The 22,583-nt window shown below is 70.5% G+C and carries 25 protein-coding genes; 15 read left to right on the top strand and 10 right to left on the bottom strand.

Going from position 1 to position 22,583, the window contains the following annotated elements:
• Positions 1–25 precede the first annotated feature (25 nt).
• Positions 26–970 (bottom strand): BadF/BadG/BcrA/BcrD ATPase family protein, encoded by a 945-nt coding sequence (locus tag AB0L53_RS37275; RefSeq protein ID WP_364004437.1) that lies wholly within the window; start codon positions 968–970, stop codon positions 26–28.
• A gap of 79 nt (positions 971–1,049) precedes the next feature.
• Here AB0L53_RS37275 and AB0L53_RS37270 point away from each other — a divergent pair, with 79 nt between their 5' ends.
• From AB0L53_RS37270 to AB0L53_RS37245, 6 genes are read left to right on the top strand one after another with little or no spacing between them, the layout of a single operon-like run.
• A complete protein-coding gene (locus tag AB0L53_RS37270; protein WP_364004434.1) occupies positions 1,050–1,919 on the top strand; it encodes a MurR/RpiR family transcriptional regulator in 870 nt (289 codons plus the stop codon).
• Entirely contained in the window at positions 1,920–2,654 is a 735-nt protein-coding gene (locus AB0L53_RS37265; protein ID WP_364004431.1) for an SIS domain-containing protein, read from the top strand.
• 18 nt (positions 2,655–2,672) lie between these two features.
• On the top strand, positions 2,673–4,085 hold the full coding sequence (gene ngcE, locus AB0L53_RS37260) for an N-acetylglucosamine/diacetylchitobiose ABC transporter substrate-binding protein (RefSeq protein ID WP_364004428.1): 1,413 nt from the start codon (positions 2,673–2,675) through the stop codon (positions 4,083–4,085).
• Positions 4,085–4,999: a sugar ABC transporter permease gene (locus AB0L53_RS37255; protein WP_364004425.1), complete on the top strand. Its 915-nt coding sequence runs from the start codon at positions 4,085–4,087 to the stop codon at positions 4,997–4,999. Before ngcE ends, AB0L53_RS37255 begins: the two co-directional genes overlap by 1 nt.
• Positions 4,999–5,916, top strand: a complete 918-nt coding sequence (locus AB0L53_RS37250; RefSeq protein ID WP_364004422.1) for a carbohydrate ABC transporter permease — start codon at positions 4,999–5,001, stop codon at positions 5,914–5,916. Before AB0L53_RS37255 ends, AB0L53_RS37250 begins: the two co-directional genes overlap by 1 nt.
• A gap of 43 nt (positions 5,917–5,959) precedes the next feature.
• Entirely contained in the window at positions 5,960–6,805 is an 846-nt protein-coding gene (locus AB0L53_RS37245) for a phosphotransferase (protein WP_364004419.1), read from the top strand.
• A 33-nt stretch (positions 6,806–6,838) separates the two neighbouring features.
• Here the strand turns inward: AB0L53_RS37245 and metE are convergent, their stop codons facing one another.
• On the bottom strand, positions 6,839–8,998 hold the full coding sequence (metE, locus tag AB0L53_RS37240; protein ID WP_364004416.1) for a 5-methyltetrahydropteroyltriglutamate--homocysteine S-methyltransferase: 2,160 nt from the start codon (positions 8,996–8,998) through the stop codon (positions 6,839–6,841).
• 85 nt (positions 8,999–9,083) lie between these two features.
• Between metE and AB0L53_RS37235 the strand changes: the two genes are divergently transcribed.
• The gene (locus AB0L53_RS37235; protein WP_364004730.1) at positions 9,084–9,923 is read left to right on the top strand and encodes a LysR family transcriptional regulator; all 840 of its coding nucleotides are present in this window, start codon (positions 9,084–9,086) and stop codon (positions 9,921–9,923) included.
• On the opposite strand, the gene AB0L53_RS37230 is transcribed toward AB0L53_RS37235, so the two are convergent.
• A complete protein-coding gene (locus AB0L53_RS37230; protein WP_358535075.1) occupies positions 9,916–10,596 on the bottom strand; it encodes a DNA alkylation repair protein in 681 nt (226 codons plus the stop codon). The two genes, AB0L53_RS37235 and AB0L53_RS37230, sit on opposite strands and share 8 nt — an antisense overlap.
• Positions 10,593–11,264, bottom strand: a complete 672-nt coding sequence (locus AB0L53_RS37225) for a TetR/AcrR family transcriptional regulator (RefSeq protein WP_225299318.1) — start codon at positions 11,262–11,264, stop codon at positions 10,593–10,595. Before AB0L53_RS37225 ends, AB0L53_RS37230 begins: the two co-directional genes overlap by 4 nt.
• Before the next feature lie 97 nt (positions 11,265–11,361).
• On the opposite strand from AB0L53_RS37225, the gene AB0L53_RS37220 reads away from it, so the two are divergent.
• Genes AB0L53_RS37220 through AB0L53_RS37210 form a run of 3 tightly spaced genes read left to right on the top strand, consistent with a single transcriptional unit; the run spans position 11,362 to position 14,720 of the window.
• A complete protein-coding gene (locus AB0L53_RS37220) occupies positions 11,362–12,513 on the top strand; it encodes an acetyl-CoA C-acetyltransferase (protein ID WP_364004412.1) in 1,152 nt (383 codons plus the stop codon).
• 52 nt (positions 12,514–12,565) lie between these two features.
• On the top strand, positions 12,566–14,044 hold the full coding sequence (locus AB0L53_RS37215) for a glycoside hydrolase family 3 N-terminal domain-containing protein (protein ID WP_364004409.1): 1,479 nt from the start codon (positions 12,566–12,568) through the stop codon (positions 14,042–14,044).
• A gap of 4 nt (positions 14,045–14,048) precedes the next feature.
• Positions 14,049–14,720: a pentapeptide repeat-containing protein gene (locus AB0L53_RS37210; RefSeq protein ID WP_364004406.1), complete on the top strand. Its 672-nt coding sequence runs from the start codon at positions 14,049–14,051 to the stop codon at positions 14,718–14,720.
• On the opposite strand, the gene AB0L53_RS37205 is transcribed toward AB0L53_RS37210, so the two are convergent.
• The 4 genes from AB0L53_RS37205 to AB0L53_RS37190 all read right to left on the bottom strand — a co-directional run bounded on the left by AB0L53_RS37205 (position 14,707) and on the right by AB0L53_RS37190 (position 18,051).
• A complete protein-coding gene (locus AB0L53_RS37205) occupies positions 14,707–15,735 on the bottom strand; it encodes a nitronate monooxygenase (RefSeq protein WP_364004403.1) in 1,029 nt (342 codons plus the stop codon). The genes AB0L53_RS37210 and AB0L53_RS37205 overlap by 14 nt on opposite strands.
• Before the next feature lie 66 nt (positions 15,736–15,801).
• Complete coding sequence (locus AB0L53_RS37200; protein WP_364004400.1) at positions 15,802–16,545, bottom strand: CoA-transferase; 744 nt, start codon at positions 16,543–16,545, stop codon at positions 15,802–15,804.
• A complete protein-coding gene (locus tag AB0L53_RS37195) occupies positions 16,532–17,305 on the bottom strand; it encodes a CoA-transferase (RefSeq protein WP_364004727.1) in 774 nt (257 codons plus the stop codon). The genes AB0L53_RS37200 and AB0L53_RS37195 overlap by 14 nt, the downstream gene beginning before the upstream one ends.
• A gap of 8 nt (positions 17,306–17,313) precedes the next feature.
• The gene (locus AB0L53_RS37190) at positions 17,314–18,051 is read right to left on the bottom strand and encodes an enoyl-CoA hydratase family protein (protein ID WP_364004398.1); all 738 of its coding nucleotides are present in this window, start codon (positions 18,049–18,051) and stop codon (positions 17,314–17,316) included.
• Between the two features lie 46 nt (positions 18,052–18,097).
• On the opposite strand from AB0L53_RS37190, the gene AB0L53_RS37185 reads away from it, so the two are divergent.
• Together AB0L53_RS37185 and AB0L53_RS37180 are read left to right on the top strand one after the other, a co-directional pair.
• A complete protein-coding gene (locus tag AB0L53_RS37185; protein ID WP_364004395.1) occupies positions 18,098–18,832 on the top strand; it encodes an SDR family oxidoreductase in 735 nt (244 codons plus the stop codon).
• A gap of 31 nt (positions 18,833–18,863) precedes the next feature.
• Positions 18,864–19,781, top strand: a complete 918-nt coding sequence (locus AB0L53_RS37180) for an SDR family oxidoreductase (RefSeq protein ID WP_357946681.1) — start codon at positions 18,864–18,866, stop codon at positions 19,779–19,781.
• Positions 19,782–19,871: 90 nt separating this feature from the next.
• Here AB0L53_RS37180 and AB0L53_RS37175 read toward each other — a convergent pair whose 3' ends face one another.
• Complete coding sequence (locus tag AB0L53_RS37175; protein WP_364004391.1) at positions 19,872–20,399, bottom strand: AAA family ATPase; 528 nt, start codon at positions 20,397–20,399, stop codon at positions 19,872–19,874.
• A gap of 58 nt (positions 20,400–20,457) precedes the next feature.
• Positions 20,458–21,240 carry an NIPSNAP family protein gene (locus tag AB0L53_RS37170; RefSeq protein WP_364004388.1) on the bottom strand — a complete coding sequence of 261 codons (783 nt, stop codon included), beginning with the start codon at positions 21,238–21,240 and terminating at the stop codon, positions 20,458–20,460.
• A 213-nt stretch (positions 21,241–21,453) separates the two neighbouring features.
• Here AB0L53_RS37170 and AB0L53_RS37165 point away from each other — a divergent pair, with 213 nt between their 5' ends.
• From AB0L53_RS37165 to AB0L53_RS37155, 3 genes are all read left to right on the top strand, one after another.
• Positions 21,454–21,711: a hypothetical protein gene (locus AB0L53_RS37165; RefSeq protein ID WP_357946688.1), complete on the top strand. Its 258-nt coding sequence runs from the start codon at positions 21,454–21,456 to the stop codon at positions 21,709–21,711.
• A gap of 83 nt (positions 21,712–21,794) precedes the next feature.
• Positions 21,795–22,058, top strand: coding sequence for a hypothetical protein (locus tag AB0L53_RS37160; RefSeq protein ID WP_364004384.1), 264 nt, complete (start codon positions 21,795–21,797; stop codon positions 22,056–22,058).
• A 128-nt stretch (positions 22,059–22,186) separates the two neighbouring features.
• Positions 22,187–22,561, top strand: a complete 375-nt coding sequence (locus AB0L53_RS37155; RefSeq protein WP_364004381.1) for a hypothetical protein — start codon at positions 22,187–22,189, stop codon at positions 22,559–22,561.
• Positions 22,562–22,583 lie beyond the last annotated feature (22 nt).

Here is a 22,583-nt window from a genome sequence, read left to right as displayed (position 1 = left end):
GTGGGTTGGAGGGGTGCCCAGGCCGTCAAGGACCGGCCGTGAACGCCCCGTGCGAGGCCCGCCGGTCGGCCTCCGGCAGCAGGTCGCGCGCCGCCAGCCAGGCCGCCGCCCCCGCCGCGTCGCGCGCCGTGGCCACGGTCTCACCGGCCAGCAGCTCGCGTACGGCCTGCCGTACCGGACCGTCGCTCGTCAGCACGCTCCCGGCGAGCACCACCGGCCCCGACCGGTGCACCCGCCGCACCGTGGCGGCCAGGTGCTCGGCGGCCTGGCGGGCGATGCCGAGCGCGAGTGGGTCGCCCGCTTCGGCGGCCTGAGTCACCAGCGCCGACAGGGCGGCCAGGCGCATGTGGTCGGCCTGCGCCAGCCGGACGATCCGATCGGCCACCTTGCGCGGCGTGGGGCCGCGCTCGGCCCCGAGGAAGTGCTCGACGACCAGCTCGACCAGCGGACCCGCCGAGGCGCCGCGATCCAGCTCGGCGACGACGGCCTTGGCGCCCGCGCGCCCGATCCAGAAGCCCGACCCCGCGTCGCCCAGCAGCCAGCCCAGCCCGTCGGCGATCACGTCCAGCTCGTAGCCGGTGATCCGGGCCGCCACCGCCCCCGTCCCCGAGAGCAGCAGCGAGCCGTCCGGCTCGGGCGACCCCGCGACGTACGCGATCACCGTGTCGCCCATGAGCCGCGGCCCCGAGGCGATGCCATGCCCCGCCCACACCTTGGCCAGCGCCGGCTCCATCTCGTCGACGAACCCCGAGATCCCGGCCAGCGAGGCGACGACCGACGAGGCGTCCAGCCCGGCCAGAGCCCCGCTTAGCGCGGTCTCGATCGCCGCCACCGCGTTCGCCAGGCCGTGGGCGCTCGGATTGCCCGCGCCCGCCCTGGCGTACCCGACGCGGGTGCCGTCGAGCGCGTGCACGGCGACACGGGTTGAGGTGGCGCCAGCATCCACCCCAATGGTGAGCGAAATGGTCACGGTCCGATTGTGGGACTTGACTCCGCGGAGAAGCAAGAATAATTTTCGGCGGAAGACCGGGTATCCGGAAGGAATATTCGTGACTTCAGGGGCCCTCGGGCGTGTGGAAACAGAACTACCCGGTTTGCCGGAGGCGTTGCGCAGAGTCGGCGAGGTGATCCTCGGTGATCCGGCCGAGGCGGCCCGGTCGACCATCATCGCGCTGGCCGAGCGCGCGGGCAGCTCGCCCGCGACCGTGACCAGGTTCTGCCGGGCCTTCGGCTTCTCCGGTTACGCCGAGCTGCGCGTGGCGCTGGCCACCGAGACCGGCCGCGCCGCGCAGGCGGGCTGGGGCGCGGGCGTGGGGCACGAGATCGGGCCCGACGACCCGCTCGACTCGGCGATCGAGGTGATGGCCGCGGCCGACGCCCGGCTCATCCAGGACACCGCCGCCCAGCTCGACTCGGAGATCGTCGCCCAGGTGGCCGAGGCCATCGTCGCCGCGCGGCGGGTCCTGCTCGTAGGCGTCTCCACCAGCGGGAACGTCGCCACCATGTTCGAGGGCCGGCTGCGCCGCATCGGCATCCCGGGCTGGAGCGCGGGCGACGCGCACGTCGCGCTGTCGGACGCCGCGCTGCTCGGCGCGGGCGACGTCGCGATCGGCATCAGCCACCGGGGCCGGACCCGCGAGGTCATGGAGGCCCTGGCAGAGGCCGGCAGTCACGAGGCCACCACGGTCGCGGTCACCTCGTTCGCCCGCTCGCCGCTCGCCGAGTTGGCCGACCTGGTGCTCACCACCGCCAGCAGGGAGACCACCTTCCGGCTCGGCGGGCTGGCGGCCGTCCACTCGCAGCTGTTCGTGCTCGACGCCGTCTATGTGGCGGTGGCCCAGCGCACTTACGAGCGCACCAACCAGGCGTTCGGGCTCACGATCAGCGCCGTGGAGAGCCATCGGGTGGAGAGAGGCTGAATGACGTTCGCAACGAAGGCCCTGGAGCTGGCACACCAGGTCGTGGAGACACAGGCGGAGCCGGTACGCCGCGCCGCCGCGCTGCTCGTCGCGTCGCTGCGAGCGGGCGGCGTGGTCAACGCGTTCGGATCCGGACATTCCGAGGCGATCGCGATGGAGATCGCCGGACGGGCCGGGGGACTGGTCCCCAGCAACCGGCTCACCCCACGCGACCTCGTCCTGTACGGCGGTCAGCCGCCGAGCGTGCTCACCCCCGAGCTCGAACGCGATCCGGAGATCGCCCACCGGATCTACGAGCTGGCGCCCGTCGCGCCGCAGGACGTGTTCGTGCTGATCTCCAGCTCGGGCATCAACGGAGCCGTGGTCGAGCTGGCCACGATCGTCAAGGACCGCGGCCATCCCCTGATCGCGCTGACCTCGCTCCAGCACAGCAGCCAGATGACCTCGCGCCACCCGTCGGGCCGCAAGCTGCTCGACCTGGCCGACGTCGTGCTGGACAACGGCGCGCCCTACGGGGACGCGATCCTCGAACTGCCGGGCGGCGGCGGTTACGGCGCGATCTCGACCGTCACCTCGGCGTTGCTCGCGCAGATGGTGGTCACCGAGGCGGTGGCCGAGCTCGTGGCGCTCGGCGAGACGCCGCCCATCTACCTGTCGGTCAACGTGGCCGGCGGCGACGAGCACAACAAGGCCCTGGAGAGCCGCTACGCCGGGCGGATCCGACGTGGAGCATGACTAGTCAGGAGTAGAAATATGCCGAACACCCCCCGTTTCACCAGGCGCGAGCTTCTTCGGAGCGCCGCGCTGGTCCCCGTGGCGGGCGCGCTCGCCGCGTGCGCGACCCCGGCCGCGAAGCCGTCAGCCTCGTCGTCGGCCGCCCCGGTCGCGACCAGCGCGGCCAACCCCTTCGGGGTCTCGGACAGCAAGCCGCTCGAGGTGTGGATCTTCGACGGCGGTTTCGGCCAGGACTACGCCAAGAACATCCACCAGCCGCTGTTCAAGTCGAAGTATCCGAAGGTGGAGATCAAGCACAACGCCACCAAGGAGATCACCAAGGTCCTCCAGCCGAGGTTCGCCGGTGGTAACCCGCCTGACGTGATCGACAACTCGGGCGCCAATGCCATGGACTTCGGCGCGCTCGCCCAGGACGGCCAGCTCCAGGACCTCACCCCGCTGCTTGACGCGCCGAGCTGGGACGACCCGGGCACCAAGGTCAGGGACACCCTCGACCCGGCCGTCATCGACATCGGCACCATGGACGGCACGTTCAGCGTGCTCGGCTACGTCAACTACATCTTCGGCATCTGGTATTCGCAGAAGGCGTTCAAGGACAACGGCTGGGTGCCCCCCAAGACGTGGGACGAGTTCCTCAAGCTCAACGAAACGATCAAAAAGTCCGGCAAGATGGCCCCCTTCACCTACGCCGGAAAATTCCCGCAATACCTGTACGAAGTGCTGCTCACCATGGCCGCGAAGATCGGCGGCCCCGAGGTCCTCGTCAACATCGACAACCTCGAGGACGGCGCCTGGACCACGGAGGCCATGAAGACCTCCGCCACGGCCTGGGCCGAGATCGGCGCCAAGTACCTCCTGGAGGGCACCGCCGGCCTCGACCACGTGCAGACCCAGACCGCCCAGAACAAGTACAAGGTGGCCATGCTGCCCTCCGGCTCCTGGCTGGAGAACGAGCAGAAGACCACCACCCCGGCCGACTTCGAGTACGGCATGTTCCCCGTCCCCGACTTCACCAGCTCCGACAAGATGCCCTACGGCACGCTGCACAGCCAGCCGAGCGAGAACTTCATCGTCCCCGCCAAGGGCGCCAACCCGCAGGGCGGCATGGAGTACCTGCGGGCCATGCTGTCGAAGAAGGCGGCCGGCGAGTTCAGCGAGATGGTCAAAACCGTCTCGACGGTCAAGGGCGCGGGCGAGGGCCGCCAGCTCTCCCCGGGCGCCGCGAGCGCGACCAAGGCCTACGCCGAGGCCGGCGCGAACATCGTCTACTACCGCTGGCAGACCTGGTATCTCCAGCTCAAGGACGAGGCCGTCGCCGCCACCGGTGAGCTCATGACCGGCGGCCTCACGCCGGACAAGTATCTGGAGCGCATCCAGAAGAAGGCCGACGAGATCAAGAAGGACTCCTCGATCAAGAAGTACAAGCGCTGATGCTGTTCAACAGGTATCGCCGAGGGCTGTTCATCACCGCGTTCCTGGCAGCCCCGGTGACCCTTTACCTGGTCTATGTGATCTCTCCATACATCCAGGCGTTCTACATCTCGATGACGGACTGGCGCGGCGTCTCGGCCACGCCGGCCTTCATCGGGCTGGAGAACTTCCGCCGGCTTCTCGGAGACGGGACGTTCTGGAAAGCGGTCACGCACAACGCCGGGCTGCTCGTCCTGCTGCCCCTGGTCACGATCATCATCGCCCTGTTCTTCTCCTTCCTCCTCAACGTGGGCGGCGGCGGGCGGGCCGTGGGCGGGATCACCGGCTCCAAGTTCTACCGCGTGGTGTTCTTCTTCCCGCAGGTGCTGGCCGTCGCGGTGGTGGCGGTGCTGTTCCAGCAGGTGTTCCGGCCGGACGGCAGCGGGATGCTGAACGCGCCGCTAATGGCGCTGGGTGGCAAGCCGATCGGCTTCCTGTCGGACCCGGGCGTCGCGTTCTGGTCGGTGCTCGGCGTCATGGTCTGGCAGGCGGTCGGGTTCTACGTGGTGCTCTTCTCCGCCGGCCTAGCTTCCATCCCGAAGGACATGTTCGAGGCGGCGCAGATCGACGGCGCCGGGCGGCTGAGCCTGTTCTTCCGCATCACCCTGCCGCTGCTCTGGGACACCATCCAGGTGGCCTGGGTCTACCTCGGCATCATCGCCCTCGACGTGTTCGCGATCGTGTGGGTGATGACCGACCAGCACGGCGGGCCCGACTGGTCGACCACGGTCATGGCGGCCGAGGTCTACCGCAACGCCTTCCAATACTTCCGCTTCGGATACGCCTCGGCCCTGGGCGTCGTGATGTTCTTCTTCACCGTCGGGTTCGCGATCCTTTCGCTGCGTCTGACGCGGCGCGAACGAATCGAGTACTGATGACGACGACGACCTCGTGGACGGTGGCGAACTCCCGCAAGCTGGCCCGCCAGGAGAGCCGGAAGCGGCTCGGGCCGATGGCGATCCTGTCGCACGTCGCGCTGCTGCTGTGGACCGTGCTCACGGTGGTGCCGATCCTGTGGACGTTCCTGGCGTCGGTCAAGAGCGAGGACGAGATCTTCGGCGACGCCTGGTCCCTGCCGGCCAGCCTGCGCTGGGACAACTTCGCCAGGGCCTGGGAGCAGGCGCACATCGGCCAGTACATGCTCAACAGCGTCATCGTGGTCGCCTTCAGCGTGTCCGGCACGATGCTGCTCGGCTCGATGGCCGCGTACGTGCTGTCGCGCTACCCCTTCCGCGGCAACCGGGCCGTCTACCTGCTGTTCGTGTCGGGCCTGGCCTTCCCGGTCTACCTGGCGCTGTCGCCGCTGTTCTTCGTCGTGCAGAACATGGGCAACGTCCCGCTGATCGGCCCGTTCATCGGCCTGAACACCCACGCCGGCCTCGTGCTGGTCTACATCGCCTACTCGATGCCGTTCACCGTGTTCTTCCTGTCGGCCTTCTTCCGTACGCTGCCCACGGCGGTGGCGGAGGCGGCCATGGTCGACGGCGCCTCGCACACCCGGGTGTTCTTCCAGATCATGCTGCCCATGGCCAGACCGGGCCTGGTCAGCATCACGATCTTCAACATCCTCGGTCAGTGGAACCAGTACCAGCTGCCGCTGGTGCTGCTGCAGGAGCGCGACAAGTGGGTGCTCACCCAGGGCATCGCCGACATCTCGACGGCCGCGGGCTATGACCAGGACTGGTCGGCCCTGTTCGCCGCCCTGACGCTGGCCATCCTGCCCATGCTGGTCGTCTACACGGTCTTCCAGCGCCAGATCCAGTCGGGGCTGACCGCGGGGGCGCTCAAGTAATTATCCTCTCGCGCACCCGACCCGCCGGGCCTAGGCTGCTGGTGTGATCGGCGACATCCGCGCGTTGCTGGCCCGCCACCTCCCCGACGTCGAGGTGCGCTCTCTGACCGAGTCCGGGCAGGGCCTGGACCACGAGGTCTACGAGGTCAACGGGGAGTTGATCGTCCGAGGCGGCAAGACCGCCGATCCGGTGGCCACCCGCCGCGAGGTCGAGCTGCTGGCCGCGGTCCGCGAGCTGGCCACCGTGGCGGTGCCCGAGGTGGTCTTCGCCGACTACGAGCAGGGCGTGATCGCCTACCGCAAGCTGCCGGGCGAGCCGCTCAACCAGCACCCGGTGCCTGACCCCGCGGCGCTGGCCGCCCCGCTCGGCCGCCTGCTGAGCGCCCTGCACAGTGCCCCGGTCGATGACCTGCGCGCGCTGGCGCCGCCCGACCTCTACCCGGCGCCCACCCTGCTGGTGGACGCCGGGCTCGACTATCGCGACGTCGAGGGGCACGTGCCGGCGGAGCGGCGCCCGCTGGTGGAGCGGTTCTTACGCGGCACACCGCCCGACGAGCCGCGCGACCTGCGCTTCTGCCACAACGACCTGGGCAGCGAGCACCTGCTGGCCGACGCCGCGACCAGCACGCTGACGGGCGTCATCGACTGGACCGACGCCGCCGTCACCGACCCGGCGCACGACTTCGCGCTCATCTACCGCGACCTGGGCCCCGAGGTCCTCGAACGGACCCTGGCGCACTACGACCGCGACTTCGACGAGCTCGACCGGGCCAGAGTCGTCTTCTACGCCAGGTGCGCGCTCATCGAGGACCTCGCCTACGGCCTGAGCACCGGCCCACGCCACTACGCCGACGCCGCCCTGGCCCACCTGGAATGGACCTTCAGCTGACCATCGGTAGAGCGGGCCCGCCGGTAGAGCTGATCACGTAGCGCCGAGTTCGTCGCGCAGGCGCCTGGTCGCGCCGACCACATTGGCCAGCGCCGCCTCTACCTGCTCGTACGTACGCGTCTTCAGCCCGCAGTCCGGATTCACCCAGACCCGCTCGGCGGGCAGCACCTTCAGCGTCTCCCGCAACAACTCCTCCACCTCGGCCTGGCTCGGCACCCTCGGCGAGTGGATGTCGTAGACCCCCGGCCCGAGCCCCCGCCCGAAGGAGCCCACGGCCCCCAGGATCCGGGCCCCGGAGCGGGCCGACTCGATCGTGGTGACGTCGGCGTCCAGGCCGTCGATCGCCGCGAGGATCTGGTCGGCGTCCGAATAGCACAGGTGCGTGTGGATCTGGATGCGGTCGCTGGCCCCCGAGGTGGCCCGCCGGTACGCGGCCACGGCCCACTCCAGGTAGTCGGCCTGCGAGGCCCGCCTGAGGGGCAGCAGCTCGCGCAGCGCCGGCTCGTCCACCTGGATGATCGACACACCCGCCGCCTCCAGGTCGCGTACCTCGTCCCGGACCGCGTCGGCCACCTGGAACACCACGTCGCGCAGCGGCAGGTCGTCGCGGACGAACGACCAGGCGACGATCGTGACGGGCCCGGTGAGCATGCCCTTGACCGGCTTGTCCGTCAGTGATTGCGCGTGGCGCGCCCACCGTACGGTGATCGGCGCGGCCCGCCCGACGTCGCCGTGCAGGATCGGCGGCCTGGTGCACCGGGAGCCGTAGGACTGGACCCAGCCGTTGGCGGTCACCGCGAATCCGTCGAGGTGCTCGGCGAAGTACTGGACCATGTCGTTGCGCTCCGGCTCGCCGTGCACGAGGACGTCGAGGCCGAGCCGCTCCTGCAGCCGGATGACCCGCTCGATCTCCGCCTCGACCCGACGCTCGTAGTCGGCGTCCGGCAGTGTGCCCGCCACCACGGCCGCGCGAGCCGCGCGCAGCTCGCCGGTCTGCGGGAACGACCCGATCGTGGTGCTCGGCAGTACGGGCAGCCGCAGGTGCGCGGCCTGGGCCGCGGCGCGCTCCGCGTACGGCCCGCGCCCCTCGAACACGACCGGGTCCGCCAGCGCCACCGACGCGGCCGGCGCCTCGGCGCCCCGGAAGTCGGCACGCGCCAGCTCGACGACCTCCGCCACCTTCTGCTCGGCGAAGGCCAGCCGCGCCCGCAGCCCCGGATCGAGCCCTTCTTCCCCCGCCACGTCGTAGGGCACGTGCAGGAGCGAGCACGAGGTGCTGACCACCACGTCCGCCGCGTGCTCCCGCACCGCCCGCAGCAGGCTCAGGGCCCGCCCGGGAGCGGTACGCCACACGTCCCGCCCGGACACCACGCCCGCCACCACGGTCTTGCCCGCCAGCGCCGGCAGCCGGTCCAGGCCGCCGCGCACCAGATCCACCCCGATCGCCTCCACCGGCGTCGCGGCCAGCACGGGCAGCGCCTCGCCCAGATCACCGAAGTAGGAGGCGACGAACAGCCCGGGGCGCGACGGCGCGGACCCCAGCCGCTCGTAGGCGGCCGTGACGGCGGCCAGCTCCGCGGGCGTCCGGTCGGCCACCAGCGCGGGCTCGTCGAGCTGCACCCACTCCACGCCCTCGGCCGCCAGGATCGCCAGCAGCTCCTCGTAGCAGCCGAGCACCTCATCCAGCCGCTCCAGCGCCCCGGCCAGCAGCAGGAACGTCACCGGCCCCACCACCACGGGCCGCGTCTCGAAGCCCAGCTCCCGAGCCTGCCGCAGCTCGGCGAGCGGCTTGGCCGGGTCGAGCTTGAACACGGTCTCGGCGTCGATCTCCGGCACGATGTAGTGGTAGTTCGTGTCGAACCACTTCGTAATCCGCAGCGGCGCCAGCCCGGCGGTGCCCCTGGCCATCGCGAAGTAGGGGTCCTCGGCCTCCTGATAGCGCCGGGGCACCGCGCCGAGCAGCACGGCCGTGTCGAGCACCTGGTCATAGAGCGAGAAGGTGTTGGACGGCAGCCCGGCCAGGCCCAGCTCGTCGAGCCGCCGCCAGGTCCGCTCCCGGATCTCGGCGCCCGCCTCCTCCAGCTCCGCCCGGGTCGAGCGGCCGTCCCAGTAGGACTCCAGGGCCCGCTTCAGCTCCCTTCGCGGGCCGATCCGCGGATATCCGAGCACGGTGGACCGGGGAAATGACGACATCGACTTGCTCCCTGCGTTGACTTGATCGAACGCCGAGAATTCACCACACCGGTCCTACCTGATGCATCCTGTATTCGTGCTGCTTATGCTCAAGGAGGTCCAGTGCTTCGCCCGCGTGGCGGCCCGGCTCAGCTTCTCGCTCGCCGCCGCGGACCTGGGCATGTCCCAGCCCGCCATGAGCCAGGCCATCACCAGGCTGGAGCGCGCGGCCGGGACCAGGCTGTTCGACCGCTCCGCCCGCGCGGTACGGCTGACCGCCGAGGGCAGGGCGCTGCTTCCGCACGCCGACGAGCTGCTGACCGCCGCCGCCGCTTTCGCGGCCGAAGCCGCCCGGCTGGCCCGGCCGACCATTCACCTTGCTTATCCACCACTCGTCGGCGCGCTGGCGGCCCGGGTCGCCCGCCGGTTGGCGGCCCGCACCCCGGCCATCGGCGTGGAGCTCACGGTCGCCGGGCGCGGGGCGGCCGCCGACGCGCTGGAGCGGGGCGAGGTGTCGGCGGCGATCCTGGCCACCCCCGCGCCCGCGCGGTTCGTCACCGCCGCCAGGTTCCACGTCTCGGTGGACCAGCTCGCGGTGCCGCTGGGGCACGCGCTGGCGCCGAGAGCCAAGGTCGTCGCCGGTGACCTGGCCGGGCAGGTGCTGCTGACCCCCGGCAGCCGGGCGTGGGCCGGGCTGCCGGGGCGCTCGCGCATGGTGGCCGACGACGACTTCGCCGCCGCGCTCGACCTGGTCGCGGCGGGTGCCGGGGTGCTGCCGATCCCGCAGCTGCTGGCCAGGACCATCCGCCGCGACGACCTGAGGTTCGTCCCGCTCGACGCGGGGGACCTGCGCATCACGTACGCGCTGGCCTGGGCGAGGGAGCGCGTCACGCCCGAGCTGATGGCCCTGGTGCAGGCCGTACAGGATGCCTTGTGGACTAGGTAGCCGGTAAGTTGCGCAGTGCCTCGCGGCGGCTCAGACCGGAGATGCCCTTGGTGCGTACATAGCGGATGACCTCGGCCGGGTTGGTCTTGGCGTATTCGCGCAGCGCCCAGCCGATCGCCTTGCGGGCGAAGAAGTCGTTGTCCGACAGGCTCGGCTCGATGCAGGCGTAGAGCAGGGCCGTGTCGGTGCGAGCCTTGAACCTGTTCTGGCTCAGGATCGCGGTGCGGCGCTTCCACAGGTCGCCGTCGCGCGCCCAGTCCAGCATGAGCGGGCGCATCGAGTCGGGGAAGGCGGTCAGCAGGCCGCCGATCCGGTGCGTGGCCAGCTCGTCGACCAGGTCCCACCAGGCCCCGCTGACGATCATCTCCTCGTACATCGGCACCGTGTAGAGAGTCTGGAACTCCCGGTAGTGGTGATAGCCGGTCAGATCGATCGCCGCGTAGCGCTCCTCGCGGTATTCGGCCTCGCGCCACAGGCCGAGCACCGCCCTGCGCCACTCCGGCGCCGTACCGATGCGGTGGGCCGAGAAGACCCGCCGCAGCACGGCCCGCCTCGGCACCGCCTGGACGCCGAGGAAGGGCATGTCGGACTTCATGTACGCGCGCATCGTGGCGGCCTTCTCGGGCTCCGCCGCCTCCCGCAGTGCCTGACGCACCGCCGTACCAAGCGTCATGCCTGCTGGCTGGTCCGCTCACCCGTGGCCAGGCCGTCGAAGAGCACGGTGATGTAGTGCTCGGCCAGACCCGTCGTGTTGAGCCGCCCGCCGGGACGGAACCAGCGCACCGCCACCCAGATCGTGTCGCGGATCATCCGGTAGGTGAGCTTCGGGTCCACGTCTGCGCGGAACTGCCCGGCCGCCTGGCCCGCCTTGATCTGCGCGACCCAGATCTGCTCGACCTCGTCCTCGGCCTTGACCAGGTAGTTGAACCGCTCGAACTGCCGCAGATAGTTCCAGTCGTTCTGCATCACGGTGATCGCGGCCCGGTGCGGCTCCAGCGTGCCGAAGCCGATGCGCACCATCTCCGACAGAATCGTGCGCGGGTCGGAGCCCGAGGCGATCGCCGTGCGATAGCGGGCGACCAGGTCGTCGAGGAAGGTGGAGAGCACCTCGTCGACGATGGTCTCCTTGGAATCGAAATGGTGATAGAGACTTCCCGAGAGGATGCCCGCCTCGTCGGCGATCTCGCGTACGGTCGTGGCCTGGAAGCCCTTGCGGGCGAAGAGCTCCGCGGCGAGCTTGACGAGGTGGTCACGGCGCTCCGACGCCGGCCCTGACGAGGTCGCGCGCTGGCGCTTCGCCGGGGCGGCCGCGCTCTGCCCGGAGTTCTTTCGCGTTGTCACGCTCCCATTATGAGCCCTCAGACAATCGCTTGTTCACCGAACCCGCCCAGCTCACCCGGCATTCCGTGCGCGACCAAGCGCTTGCTACGATGCGGGAGTGAACGAGGCATACATCGTCGGCGCGGTCAGGACCCCGGTCGGGCGCAGGAACGGCGGCCTCACCGGCGCCCACCCCGCCGACCTCGGCGCGCACGTACTCCAAGAGCTGATGACCCGCACGGGCGCCGATCCGGCGGCCGTGGAGGACGTGGTGTTCGGCTGCGTGGACACCATCGGACCGCAGGCCGGCGACATCGCCCGCACCTGCTGGCTGGCCGCGGGCCTGCCGGAGGAGGTGCCCGGCGTCACAGTCGACCGCCAGTGCGGCTCCTCCCAGCAGGCGCTGCACTTCGCCGCCCAGGCCGTGCTCTCGGGCACCAGCGACCTCGTGGTGGCCGGCGGCGTACAGAACATGAGCATGATCCCCATCTCCTCGGCGATGCTCGCCGGCCGTCCCCTCGGGCACGACACCCCCTTCAGCGGCTCCAAGGGCTGGCTCTCCCGGTACGGCACGCGGGAGGTCTCCCAGTTCACCGGCGCCGAACAGATCGCCGTCAAGTGGGACATCTCCCGAGAGGACATGGAGGCGTTCGCCTACGAGTCGCACCGCCGGGCCATCGCCGCCATCGACACCGGCCGCTTCGCCGACCAGATCACCCCCTATGAGGGCGTCACCACTGACGAGGGCCCGCGCCGCGACACCACTCCGGCCAAGATGGCCGGGCTCCAGCCCCTGGTCGAGGACGGGCGCCTCACAGCCGCCCTGGCCTCGCAGATCTCCGACGGCGCCGCCGCCCTGCTCATCGCGTCGCCACGGGCCGTACAGGAGCACGGGCTGCGCCCGCGCGCCCGCGTGCACCACCTGTCGGTGCGCGGCGGCGACCCCATCATGATGCTCGCGGCGCCGATCCAGGCCACGGAGCACGCGCTGCGCAAGGCCGGGATGACGATCGGCGACATCGACGCCGTGGAGATCAACGAGGCGTTCGCCTCGGTCGTGCTCGCCTGGCTGAAGGAGAGCGACGCCGACCCCGCCAGGGTCAACCCGAACGGCGGCGCGATCGCGCTCGGCCACCCGCTCGGCGCGACCGGCGCGGTCCTGGCCGTGAAGCTGCTGCACGAGCTGGAGCGGACCGGCGGCCGGTACGGCCTGCAGACGATGTGCGAAGGAGGCGGCCAGGCGAACGTCACCATCATCGAACGCCTATGACGTCCGGCGATGCCACTAGCAAATAGGAAACTTTCCTATTAGATTGCGGTTCATGCTCAAGAGCGGTGACCTGCTGTGCCTTGCCGATGCCGTGATCCTGCCCGGGTTCGAGGGGACGACCCCGCCTGACTGGCTCCGCCGCCGCCTGGGGGAGGGGCTGGCCGGGGTGGTGCTGTTCACCCGCAACATCACGGGAGCGGACCAGGTGGCCGAACTGACCGCCGCCCTGCGCGCGGAGAACCCCGCCGTCATGATCGGCATCGACGAGGAGTCGGGCGAGGTGACCCGGCTGGAGGTCGCCACCGGCAGCAGCCGTCCCGGCGGCTACGCGCTCGGCGTCGTGGACGACGTGACGCTGACCGAGGCCGTGGCCAGGAACCTCGGGGCGGACCTGGCGGCCGCGGGCATCACGATCGACTTCGCCCCCTCGGCCGACGTCAACTCCAACCCCGACAACCCGGTCATCGGCCTGCGCTCCTTCGGCGCCGACGCCGCGCTGGTCTCCCGGCACACCAGGGCGTTCGTCCGCGGCCTGCAGTCCGCAGGGGTCGCCGCCTGCGCCAAGCACTTCCCCGGCCACGGTGACACCTCGATCGACTCCCACCACGGCGTGCCCGTGGTCGCCACCGACGGGATCGAGTACGCGCTGCGCCCCTTCCGCGCCGCGATCCAGGAAGGCGTCAAGGCCGTCATGACCGGCCACCTGCTGGTGCCCGCGTATGACGCCGTCCTGCCCGCCACGCTCAGCCCCAAGGTGCTCACCGGGCTGCTCCGCGAGGAACTGGGCTTCGACGGCCTGATCATCACCGACGGCATCGAGATGGCCGCCGTCTCCGGGCCGTACGGGATCGGGGGCGCCGCCGCCCGCGCCATCGCCGCCGGGGCCGACGCCATCTGCGTCGGCGGCGAGCACTCAGGCGAGGCGACCGCCGTCGAGGTGCGCGACGCGATAGCCGAAGCCGTGCGCGACGGCCTGCTGCCGGAGGAGCGCCTGGCCGACGCCGCGCGCCGGGTCGGCGAGCTGGCCGCCTGGACCGCCGCCGCGGGCACCCCGGTCCCCGAGGACGGCTACCTCGGCCTGGTCGCGGCCCGCCGCGCGCTCAGGATCACCCGCCGCACGAGCGACCCCGTCCTGCCGCTCACCTCCGCGGCGCACGTGGTGGAGCTGGCCCCCGAGATGAACCTGGCCATCGACAAGAACACGCCGTGGGGCGTCGGCGAGCCCCTGGGCAGGCTGCTGCCCGGCACCACCGTGACCCGGCTCGCGGCCGGCGAGGCGACCGGGGCCGTGTTGGAACGGCTCATCGCCGCCGCGGCCGGGCACCCCCTCGTCGTCGCGGTCCGCGACGCGCACCGCCACCCCTGGCAGAGCGAGGCACTGCGGCACCTGCTCAGCGCCCGCCCCGACGCCGTGGTGGTCGAGATGGGCCTGCCCGCCCGGTCCGACCTGGGCGCCGTGCACATCGCCACGTACGGCTCGGCCAGGGTCTGCGGCCAGGCCGCCGCCGAACTGATCACCGGTACCCTTTGACACCGTGAACTTCGACGGCGAGGACCTCTCCCAGACCACGCTCACCGACCGGCTCGCGCCGGACGAGACCCACGTCTTCCGCGACTGCGACCTGACCGAGGCCGACCTCCGGCGGGCCCCGCTGGCCGGCGCCCGCTTCGAGTCGTGCGTGCTCGAACAGGCCGACTTCCGGCGGGCCGACCTCGACGGCGCGGTGTTCACGGGCGGCGGCGGGATGCGGATCAGGTTCAACGACGCCGAGCTCATCGACGTGACGTTCACCGACGTCGACCTGTCCTCCGCCCAGTTCGGCGGCGCGCTGGTGACGGACGTGACCTTCACCGGGTGCCGCATGATCGGCGCGTCCCTCACCGCGGCGCGCGGCACCGGCTTCAAGGTCTCCCGGTCCAACCTGACCATGGCCAACCTCGGGGGCTGCTCGCTGCGCGGGGAGTTCATCGAGGGCGTCCGCTTCGACGACGCCGACCTGTCGGGCTGCGACTTCACCGAGGCGACGTTCAGCGACTGCCGGTTGCGCGGGACCAAGCTGCTCAAGACCGTGTTCGCCAAGGCCGACCTGCGCGGCGCCGACCTGGGCGAGCCCGACGACACCAAGCTGCGAGCCTTCCAGGGGGCGACGATCAACCCCGCCCAGGCGGCGGCCATCCTGGCCGCCCGCGGCATCACGGTGCTCTGAACCGCTCCATCACTGTCTCCGCCTCGGACATAACTCGCTCGATCAGCTCCCGGCAGGACGGCAGGTCGTCGAGCACCCCGACCACCTGCCCGGAGGCCATCACCCCCAGATCGGCCCGCCCCTCGACCATCGCGGCCCGCAACAGCACCGGCGTGTTGGCCGCCTGCAGCACCTGCGCCCAGGTCAGCTCGCGGCCGTGCCGCATCCGGCGCCCCTCGCGGATCATCTGGGCCCACGTCAGCCCCGACAGCCGCTTGAACCTGGCACCGTTGACCACCGCCCTGAGCAGCCGGGAGCGCTCAAGCGACTCCACGAACGGCGTCCTGAGCACCCGATGCGGCACACCGTCGACCCGGGTGGTGACCAGCGTGTCGGCCGCCGCCAGGTAGACCTTCTTCACCTCGTCCGGCACCGACGAGTCGCTCGTCAGCAGGAACCGGGTGCCCATCGCGATGCCGCACGCCCCGTACGCCAGCGCCGCCACCAGCCCGCGCCCGTCGAAGAAGCCGCCCGCCGCGATCACCGGGATGTCGACCGCGTCCACCACCTGGGGGAGCAGCAGCGTCGTCGGGACCGGCCCGGTGTGACCGCCGCCCTCGCCGCCCTGCACGATCACCGCGTCCACGCCCCAGGCGGCCACCTTCTCGGCGTGCCGCCGCGCGCCCACTGACGGGATCGTCACCACGCCCGCGCTCTTCAGCCGCTCGATCAGCTCCCGCCGCGGCGCCAGCGCGAACGACGCCACGCGCACGCCCTCGCGGATCATCACCTCCACCCGTTCGGCCGCGTCGTCGGCGTCGGAGCGGATGTTCACCCCGAACGGGGCGTCCGTCCGCTCCCGCACGCCATTGATCGCCTCGGTCATCTCGCCGACGGACATCGTGGCGGCCGCGATGATCCCGAGCCCGCCCGCCTCCGAGGTGGCCGCGGCGAGCCGCGCGCCCGCGACGTACCCCATCCCGGTCTGCACGATCGGATACCGGCACCCCACGAGGTCGGTCAGCGCGGTTCTCACGCCGCCCCCTCCAGACCGTTGCACGCTTTCCTCATGCGGCGGCCTCGGGGCCGCTCCGCGCTCTCCTCATGCGGCCACCTCGCGCTCGCGGGACCCGCGCGGGTCGAGCACCTCCTTCAGCAGCCTGCTCTCCTTGGCGGTCGGCTCCCGGGTCTCGGGTACGTCCTCGGGGACCGTCAACTCGAACCCCGTCGCCGCGACCACCTCCGCGACACTCACCCCCGGATGCACCGAGGCCAGCCGCATCGACCCGTCCGGCGTGCGGAAGTCGAGCACGGCCAGGTTCGTCACCACCCGCCGCAGGTCGAAGGCACCCTTGTCGGTCCCGAGACCGCTGACCACGTCCACTCGCGGCACGAACACCTTGGGGGAGTGCCGGGGGATCCAGTAGCTCGTCGGGTCGCAGCGCGTGTTGCCCGGCGCGCCGCGTACGCCGAGGAGCTGCGCCTTGGGCCGCGCCCAGTCGCCGATGCAGGAGATGTTCGAGTTGCCGAAGCGGTCGATCTGGCTCGCGCCGAGCATCACGTGCCGCCGGCCGTTCAGCACCAGCCACAGGTGATCGCGGAACGGCAGCCAGCCCTCCACCACCTCGGGCCGCTCCCCCAGCGCCGGCACGTCGCCCGTCAGCAGGCAGACGCCGTCATGCGTGAGCAGATCAGGCTCGAACGTCAGCCTGGCCAGCCGGGCAGCCAGCACGGTGACCGCCCCGCCGATCCCGGCCGCGAGGATCTCCCCGTCGCCTCTGAACGCCTCCGCGCAGGCGACCACGCACACATCAGCCCTGCTCACGGACACGTCAGACTTGGTCATGGAACTCCTCCCACGGCGTGTCCACATAGCGCCGCTGCTCCTGCTCGTCGCGGCCGTAATCGGGCTCGCACGCGGTGAACCCCGCGCCGCCCGGCGTCTCGACCACACCGCTCACCATCGACCGGCTGATCAGCAGCGACTGCACCGGCCCCTCCTTCAGCAGGTCGGCGGTGTCCACCAGTCGCTCGCACGACACGAAGCACCGAGCCGCCGCCTTGGCGTAGAGGTCGTCGAAGTACGGATCGGGGCCCAGGTACTGCGCGTTGCCGCGCCGGTCCGCCCGGTTGAGGTGCACCAGCGCGACGTCCATGGTCAGCGCGGGCACGGCGACCAGCTCCTCCCCGTCCTCGTACGGCGAGTGGACGGTGCGCAGACCGGGGTTGACCCGCATGACGTCGGAGCCGAGACCGGCCCGAGTGGGCAGGAACGGCAGCCGGTGCGCCGCCGCCAGCAGCCCGAACATGAACATGCCCTCGTCATACTCGGTGAACTCGACCGTGCCGCCCTGCCTGGCCCGCCTGAAGTGCGGTTCGAGCGGGATGGAGTCCAGCGTCACGAACGGGGCCACCACCCTGCGTACCTTCCCGGCGGCACAGAGCATGCCGACGTCCGGGCCGCCGTAGGAGATGAGGGTGAGATCCCGGACGTTCGACCGCAGCAGGCCGGCGACCAGGGCCATCGGCTTGCGGCGCGATCCCCAGCCGCCGATGCCGACCGTCATGCCGCTCTCGACCTCGGCCGCGACCTCCTCGACGGACATGACCTTGCTCACGAGCCCTCCACGAAGCGGTCCCGGTGCCTGTCGCCCGCGCCCATCAGGTTCAGCTCGAACGTGAAGCCCTGCTCGAAGCGGTAGGAGCGCTTCACGTCCACCGGGTCGATGCCGTTGAGCGACTCCTTGGCGCAGCGGATCACGTACGGGTCCTTGTCCGCGATCTGGCCCGCCACCTCCAGCGCCGCGTCCCGCAGCTTGTCACGCGGCACCACCTCCAGCACCGAGCCGAACGCGTGCAGCTCGGCCGCCGTCACGTTCCGGCACGTGTAGACCATGGCGCGCATGAGGTGCTGCGGCACCAGCCGGGACAGGTGGGTGGCGGCGCCGAGCGCGCCCCTGTCCACCTCGGGCAGGCCGAAGTAGGCGTCCTCGCTGGCCAGCACGATGTCCGCGTTGCCTACCAGGCCGACGCCGCCGCCGACGCAGTGCCCGTGGACGGCGACGATCACGGGCACCGGGCAGTCGTACACGGCCGCGAACGCCGCGAAGCATCCCCTGTTCGCATTGATCAGGGCGGTGTGGCCCTCGGTGGCCTGCATCTCCTTGATGTCCACGCCGGCGTTGAAGCCCCGGCCCTCGGCTCGTAATACGACGACCCTGGTCTCTTCGTCCTGCCCGGCGGCCGTAACGGCGCCGGCCAGCTCGTGCCAGGCTCGCGCCGGCAGCGCGTTCACCGGTGGGACGTCGACGACGACCTCGGCGATCGGGCCGTCCCGCAGCGTGATTCCCATCCCGCTCCCTGGTTGCACCTAACGCTTGCTTGGTACGGTAGCACCCGTGACGGTGACTTACGACTACACGGGCAAGGTCGTCCTGGTGACCGGTGGGACGCGGGGGATCGGCGCGGGCATCGCCACCGCCTTCGCCGCGGCCGGCGCCGAAGTGATCGTCTGCGCCCGCCACGACCCACCACCTCCGCCGGTCGCTGGAGTGCGGTTCGTCCGGGCCGATGTGCGGGACGCCGACGACCTCGAGCGGCTGTTCTCAGGGCTCGACCGGCTGGACGTGGTCGTCAACAACGCGGGCGGCTCGCCGTACGCGCTGCTGGAGGGCACCTCACCACGCCTGCACACGCGTGTCGTCGAGCTCAATCTGATCGCCCCCATGCTCGTCGCGCAGCGCGCCCACCCGCTGCTCGCCGCCTCGGGCGGCTCCGTCGTGATGATCGGCAGCTCCAGCGGCGTACGGCCCTCGCCGGGCACCTCGGCGTACGGTGCGGCCAAAGCGGGACTGCATCACCTGGCGAACTGCCTGGCCGCCGAATGGGCTCCTGACGTACGCGTCAACACGGTCGTCGTCGGACTGGCCGCCACGGAGGACTCCGCCGACCACTACGGCGGTAAGGACGTGGGGACCGCCATCCCGGCCGGGCGGATGGCGACGCCCGCCGACGTGGCCTCGGTCTGCCTGTGGCTGGCCGCTCCCGGTTATGTGACAGGGGCGCAGGTACACGTTCATGGGGGCGGCGAGATTCCCGCCTGGCAAAACCTGGCTTCAAGCGACATTTCCTGATATCTCTGCCTGATCTTCCTGGGAGGTCCGTGTGGGAATCTGTGACGGCCGCGTTGTGATCGTGACCGGAGCCGGGCGGGGCATCGGGAGGGAGCACGCGCTGGAGTTCGCCAGGCAGGGCGCCCGCGTCGTGGTCAACGACCTGGGCACCGGCCTCGGCGGCGACGGCAGCTCCGGCGGACCCGCGCTGGCCGTGGCCGAGGAGATCCGCGCACTCGGCGGTCAGGCGGTGGCCAGCAGCGACGACGTGGCCGACTGGAACGGCGCGGCCCGGCTGGTGAAGACCGCCGTCACCGCGTACGACGGGCTCGACGTGCTGGTGAACAACGCCGGATTCGTCCGCGACCGCATGCTGGTCTCCATGGGCGAAGACGACTGGGACGAGGTCATCCGAGTCCACCTCAAGGGCCACTTCCTGACGATGCGGCACGCCGCCGCGTACTGGCGCGAACGAGCCAAGTCCGGCGCACCCGCGGCCGCCCGCGTGATCAACACCTCGTCGGGCGCGGGCCTGCTCGGCAGCGTCGGCCAGTCCAACTACTCCGCCGCCAAGGCCGGGATCGTCGCGCTGACCCAGGTGGCCGCCGCCGAACTGGGCCGGTACGGCGTGACGGTGAACGCCATCGCCCCCGCCGCCCGCACCCGCATGACCGAGGAGGTCTTCGCCGAGACCATGGCCGCGCCCGATTCCGGCTTCGACACGATGCACCCGGCGAACGTGTCACCGCTGGTCGTCTGGCTCGGCTCGGCGGCATCGGAGGCGGTGACGGGCCGGGTGTTCGAGGTGGAGGGCGGAGTGATCTCCCTGGCCACGGGCTGGACCCACGGCCCACGCGCGGACCGCGGCGCCCGCTGGTCCCCCGGGGAGGTGGGCGACGCAGTCGCGAAACTCCTCAAAGACGCCCCCGACCCACTGCCCGCCTATGGCGCAGGCCCGCCTCCGTCGTGAGGCCCGTCCTCGGCGTGCGGCCCGCCTCCGCCATGAGGGCCGCCTCTGTCGTGAGGCGCGTTCACGGTCCGAGGCGGGCTCTGGAAGCTGCTACGGCGTCTTGAGCAGGTAGGCGCCCTCGGACAGTCGGGTGCGGATCTCGGCGGCCGTCTGCTCGGCGGTCAGGCCGCTGGAGTCGAAGGCGTGCGACTCCAGCTCACCCAGGTCGACGAACTGCTGGTACATCTGCAGCACCGGCTCGGGATCCGTAAGCGCGTCAAGCCCTCGCCCCGTCGCCCTGACCAGAGTCGTCTCCCGGTCGGGCCGAAGCACCACATAGTGCAGCGGAGCGCGCCGTACCTTGGCGAAGGCGCCGACGAACCACGGCCCGACGACGCCATCCACCATCACGTGATATCCGCCGTCGGCGTACCCGAACGCCGCGCCCGCCAGCACGCTCATGACGGTCTCGTTCTGATGGCGAGACTCCGCCAGGTACGGCGCGATGGCCCCTCGCCGGATGAAGGCCCAGAAGTCATCCGTATGCAGATGCACGCTAGGCGTGACAGCATCGGCCAGCAGCCGAGCCACGGTCGACTTCCCCGCCCCCGGCGGCCCGGACACGATCACTACCTCCATGCCCACCATTGTCCGCGCCTTGACCCAACACCCCGGACCAACCCGTTGGCCCGGAGCCTCAGCGAAGCGCTGATCGAGCCGTGGGAGCCAGACGGAGGCGCTGTGGGGGAGAGGTCAACCGGGACTCCAGTCCGGGCAGCGCCACCTCACGCTCGTCCGAGGGCCGATCGAACCGGGCGAACCACACGAACACCTGCTCCCCTGTACGTACGGGCAGAGCGGGAAAGGTGTTCTCGGCGGTCTCGGTCTCGAAGCACGCCACCGGCGGCACCCCGGCTTCTCTGAGCACGGGTACGGCCTCCCGAGCGAAGAACTCGGCGAACCCGTCGTCGACGTGGTAGATCATCGCGACGTACAGCGACTCGGGCAGAACGGTGGCGCCGACGGGCGGCCGGGCCGTCCTGGAAAAGGGATCGAGAGAGGAGCCGGAAAAGGACTGAAGAGAGGGGTCGGGGCTGGACCCGGGGGAGAGGACGGGAGTAGATCCGCTCGGGAGGTCGGAGTGGCGGGGAGCGGACCCGTGCGGCACGTCGGCGGAGGCCACGGGCACTGGGCGCAGCAGCAGTACGTTGTCGGAGTCGATCATCGTCGCGTTGGCCGCGTCCCGGTTGGCCTTCCAGATCGGGCCGCCGTAGAAGGCCGTGAGGGCCGCCCGCCGAGCCTCCATATCCGGAAATTTCCGCATCCACGGATACATGTTGTGATTGTCCAGGTCCCGGAAGTGGCCGACCACTCCGATCCCGGCCTCCTCCTGCCCTTCGATGAACTCACGCTCGAACAACTCGATCAGTGTGTCCCGCTGGCCGGGATGCAGAGTGTAGTTTCGCAACTCGTAAATCATGCGCGGATGCTACGAGCCGACCACTGACACCGCCTGTCAGTAGCGCGACTCCAGAAGAATGTTCTGATTGCTAAGAGTCACACGATCACTACGCTTAGTTATATGATCGCTTTGGCTTTGATCCTCAAAGGTCAAAGAAGGTCAACGGGGATGGCGGTGTGCTCTTGGGCCGGTGCTGTCTCATGCGAGACGCCCACCGGCAAAGGAGCTGAAGTGATCGAGAAGCTGTGCGTCACCGGTGCCGTCGTGGCAGCGTCCGCCGGCGCCATCCTGCTGGCCACACCCGCTCACGCTGACACCTGGACCGACGCCTGGAGCGGCAACACCTACTCGTCCCAGTCCGGAAACAGTCTCGCCGACATCGCAGCGGTCAACGAGGGTGCCGGTCGGTCGACCAATGTCAACAACATCAACGGCATAGCCGCCACCGCTACCAACGGCAGCACCACGGTGACCTACATCTTCTACTGACCCCGATCCCCTTCCTCGCACCCCGGTCGCCGCCGTCCGGCGGAGTCCGAAGTCCATGAGAAACCCTCTGGAAGGACATCGACATGATCAAGAAGCTTGGCATCACGGCCATCGTCGCCATTGCCGCGGGCGCGGCCCTGCTGGCCGCTCCGGCCCATGCCGACACCGACACCAGCAACAGCAGCTCCAGCACCAACTCCGCGTCCGCGCAGTCGGGCAACACCTTCGGCAGCGTCCAGGCCGGCAACAGAGGCGCCGGCTCCAGCACCAACGTCAACAACATCAATGGCAACGCCGCGACGGCCACGCACCGTAGTGGCGTGGGTGTGAGCACCACTTCCGACTAGTGCGGTGACCACCATGGTTCCTCGGGTGGTCCGTCACGCGACCGTCTCGATCCATGTGACGGTCTGTCGTGGCTGGGGCCCTGACGGAGGAATCCCGCTTCGGGGGAAGGCGAAGAAGATGGTCCATCGTGGCAGCGGTCGCACTCCCCATGGTCCAGCCCTACCTCGACATGGTCGAGTCGGAGGGCGAGACCTGGTTGCTGCACTTCAATCGCCGGTTCAGCCATGCCGTCCGGCGCACCCCCAAGCTGTCTCCGGGAAAGACGGGCGCGGACCAGGTTCGGGCCGAACCGCGCACACCGGCCCCGGGCCAGGTCGAACTCGCTGAGAAGGTGCTTGCCGCCATCCCCCAGGCCCTTCTGTACGCCAGGATCGACCTGGTCCGGCTCCCCGACGGCACCCCGATGGTGATCGAGGTCGAGCTCACCGAGCCGTACCTGTTCCTGCGCCACGAGCCCCGCGCGGCCGCGTATCTCGCCACCGCGCTCCGCGAGCGCCTCTGAGATCCGCGCCTGACAGGATCCG

Source organism: Nonomuraea sp. NPDC052129 (genome assembly GCF_040680095.1).
Lineage (GTDB): Bacteria > Actinomycetota > Actinomycetes > Streptosporangiales > Streptosporangiaceae > Nonomuraea.
Note: the sequence above shows the minus strand (reverse complement) of the source record. Positions and strands in the feature narration are given on the sequence as shown.

Coding starts and splice junctions, on each gene's coding strand:
- AB0L53_RS37265 (WP_364004431.1), top strand. CDS start 1,920: ATGACGTTCGCAACGAAGGCCCTGGAGCTGGCACACCAGGTCGTGGAG.
- ngcE (WP_364004428.1), top strand. CDS start 2,673: ATGCCGAACACCCCCCGTTTCACCAGGCGCGAGCTTCTTCGGAGCGCC.
- AB0L53_RS37255 (WP_364004425.1), top strand. CDS start 4,085: ATGCTGTTCAACAGGTATCGCCGAGGGCTGTTCATCACCGCGTTCCTG.
- AB0L53_RS37250 (WP_364004422.1), top strand. CDS start 4,999: ATGACGACGACGACCTCGTGGACGGTGGCGAACTCCCGCAAGCTGGCC.
- metE (WP_364004416.1), bottom strand. CDS start 8,998: ATGTCGTCATTTCCCCGGTCCACCGTGCTCGGATATCCGCGGATCGGC.
- AB0L53_RS37235 (WP_364004730.1), top strand. CDS start 9,084: ATGCTCAAGGAGGTCCAGTGCTTCGCCCGCGTGGCGGCCCGGCTCAGC.
- AB0L53_RS37230 (WP_358535075.1), bottom strand. CDS start 10,596: ATGACGCTTGGTACGGCGGTGCGTCAGGCACTGCGGGAGGCGGCGGAG.
- AB0L53_RS37215 (WP_364004409.1), top strand. CDS start 12,566: ATGCTCAAGAGCGGTGACCTGCTGTGCCTTGCCGATGCCGTGATCCTG.
- AB0L53_RS37200 (WP_364004400.1), bottom strand. CDS start 16,545: ATGACCAAGTCTGACGTGTCCGTGAGCAGGGCTGATGTGTGCGTGGTC.
- AB0L53_RS37195 (WP_364004727.1), bottom strand. CDS start 17,305: ATGTCCGTCGAGGAGGTCGCGGCCGAGGTCGAGAGCGGCATGACGGTC.
- AB0L53_RS37190 (WP_364004398.1), bottom strand. CDS start 18,051: ATGGGAATCACGCTGCGGGACGGCCCGATCGCCGAGGTCGTCGTCGAC.
- AB0L53_RS37175 (WP_364004391.1), bottom strand. CDS start 20,399: ATGGAGGTAGTGATCGTGTCCGGGCCGCCGGGGGCGGGGAAGTCGACC.
- AB0L53_RS37170 (WP_364004388.1), bottom strand. CDS start 21,240: ATGATTTACGAGTTGCGAAACTACACTCTGCATCCCGGCCAGCGGGAC.
- AB0L53_RS37160 (WP_364004384.1), top strand. CDS start 21,795: ATGATCAAGAAGCTTGGCATCACGGCCATCGTCGCCATTGCCGCGGGC.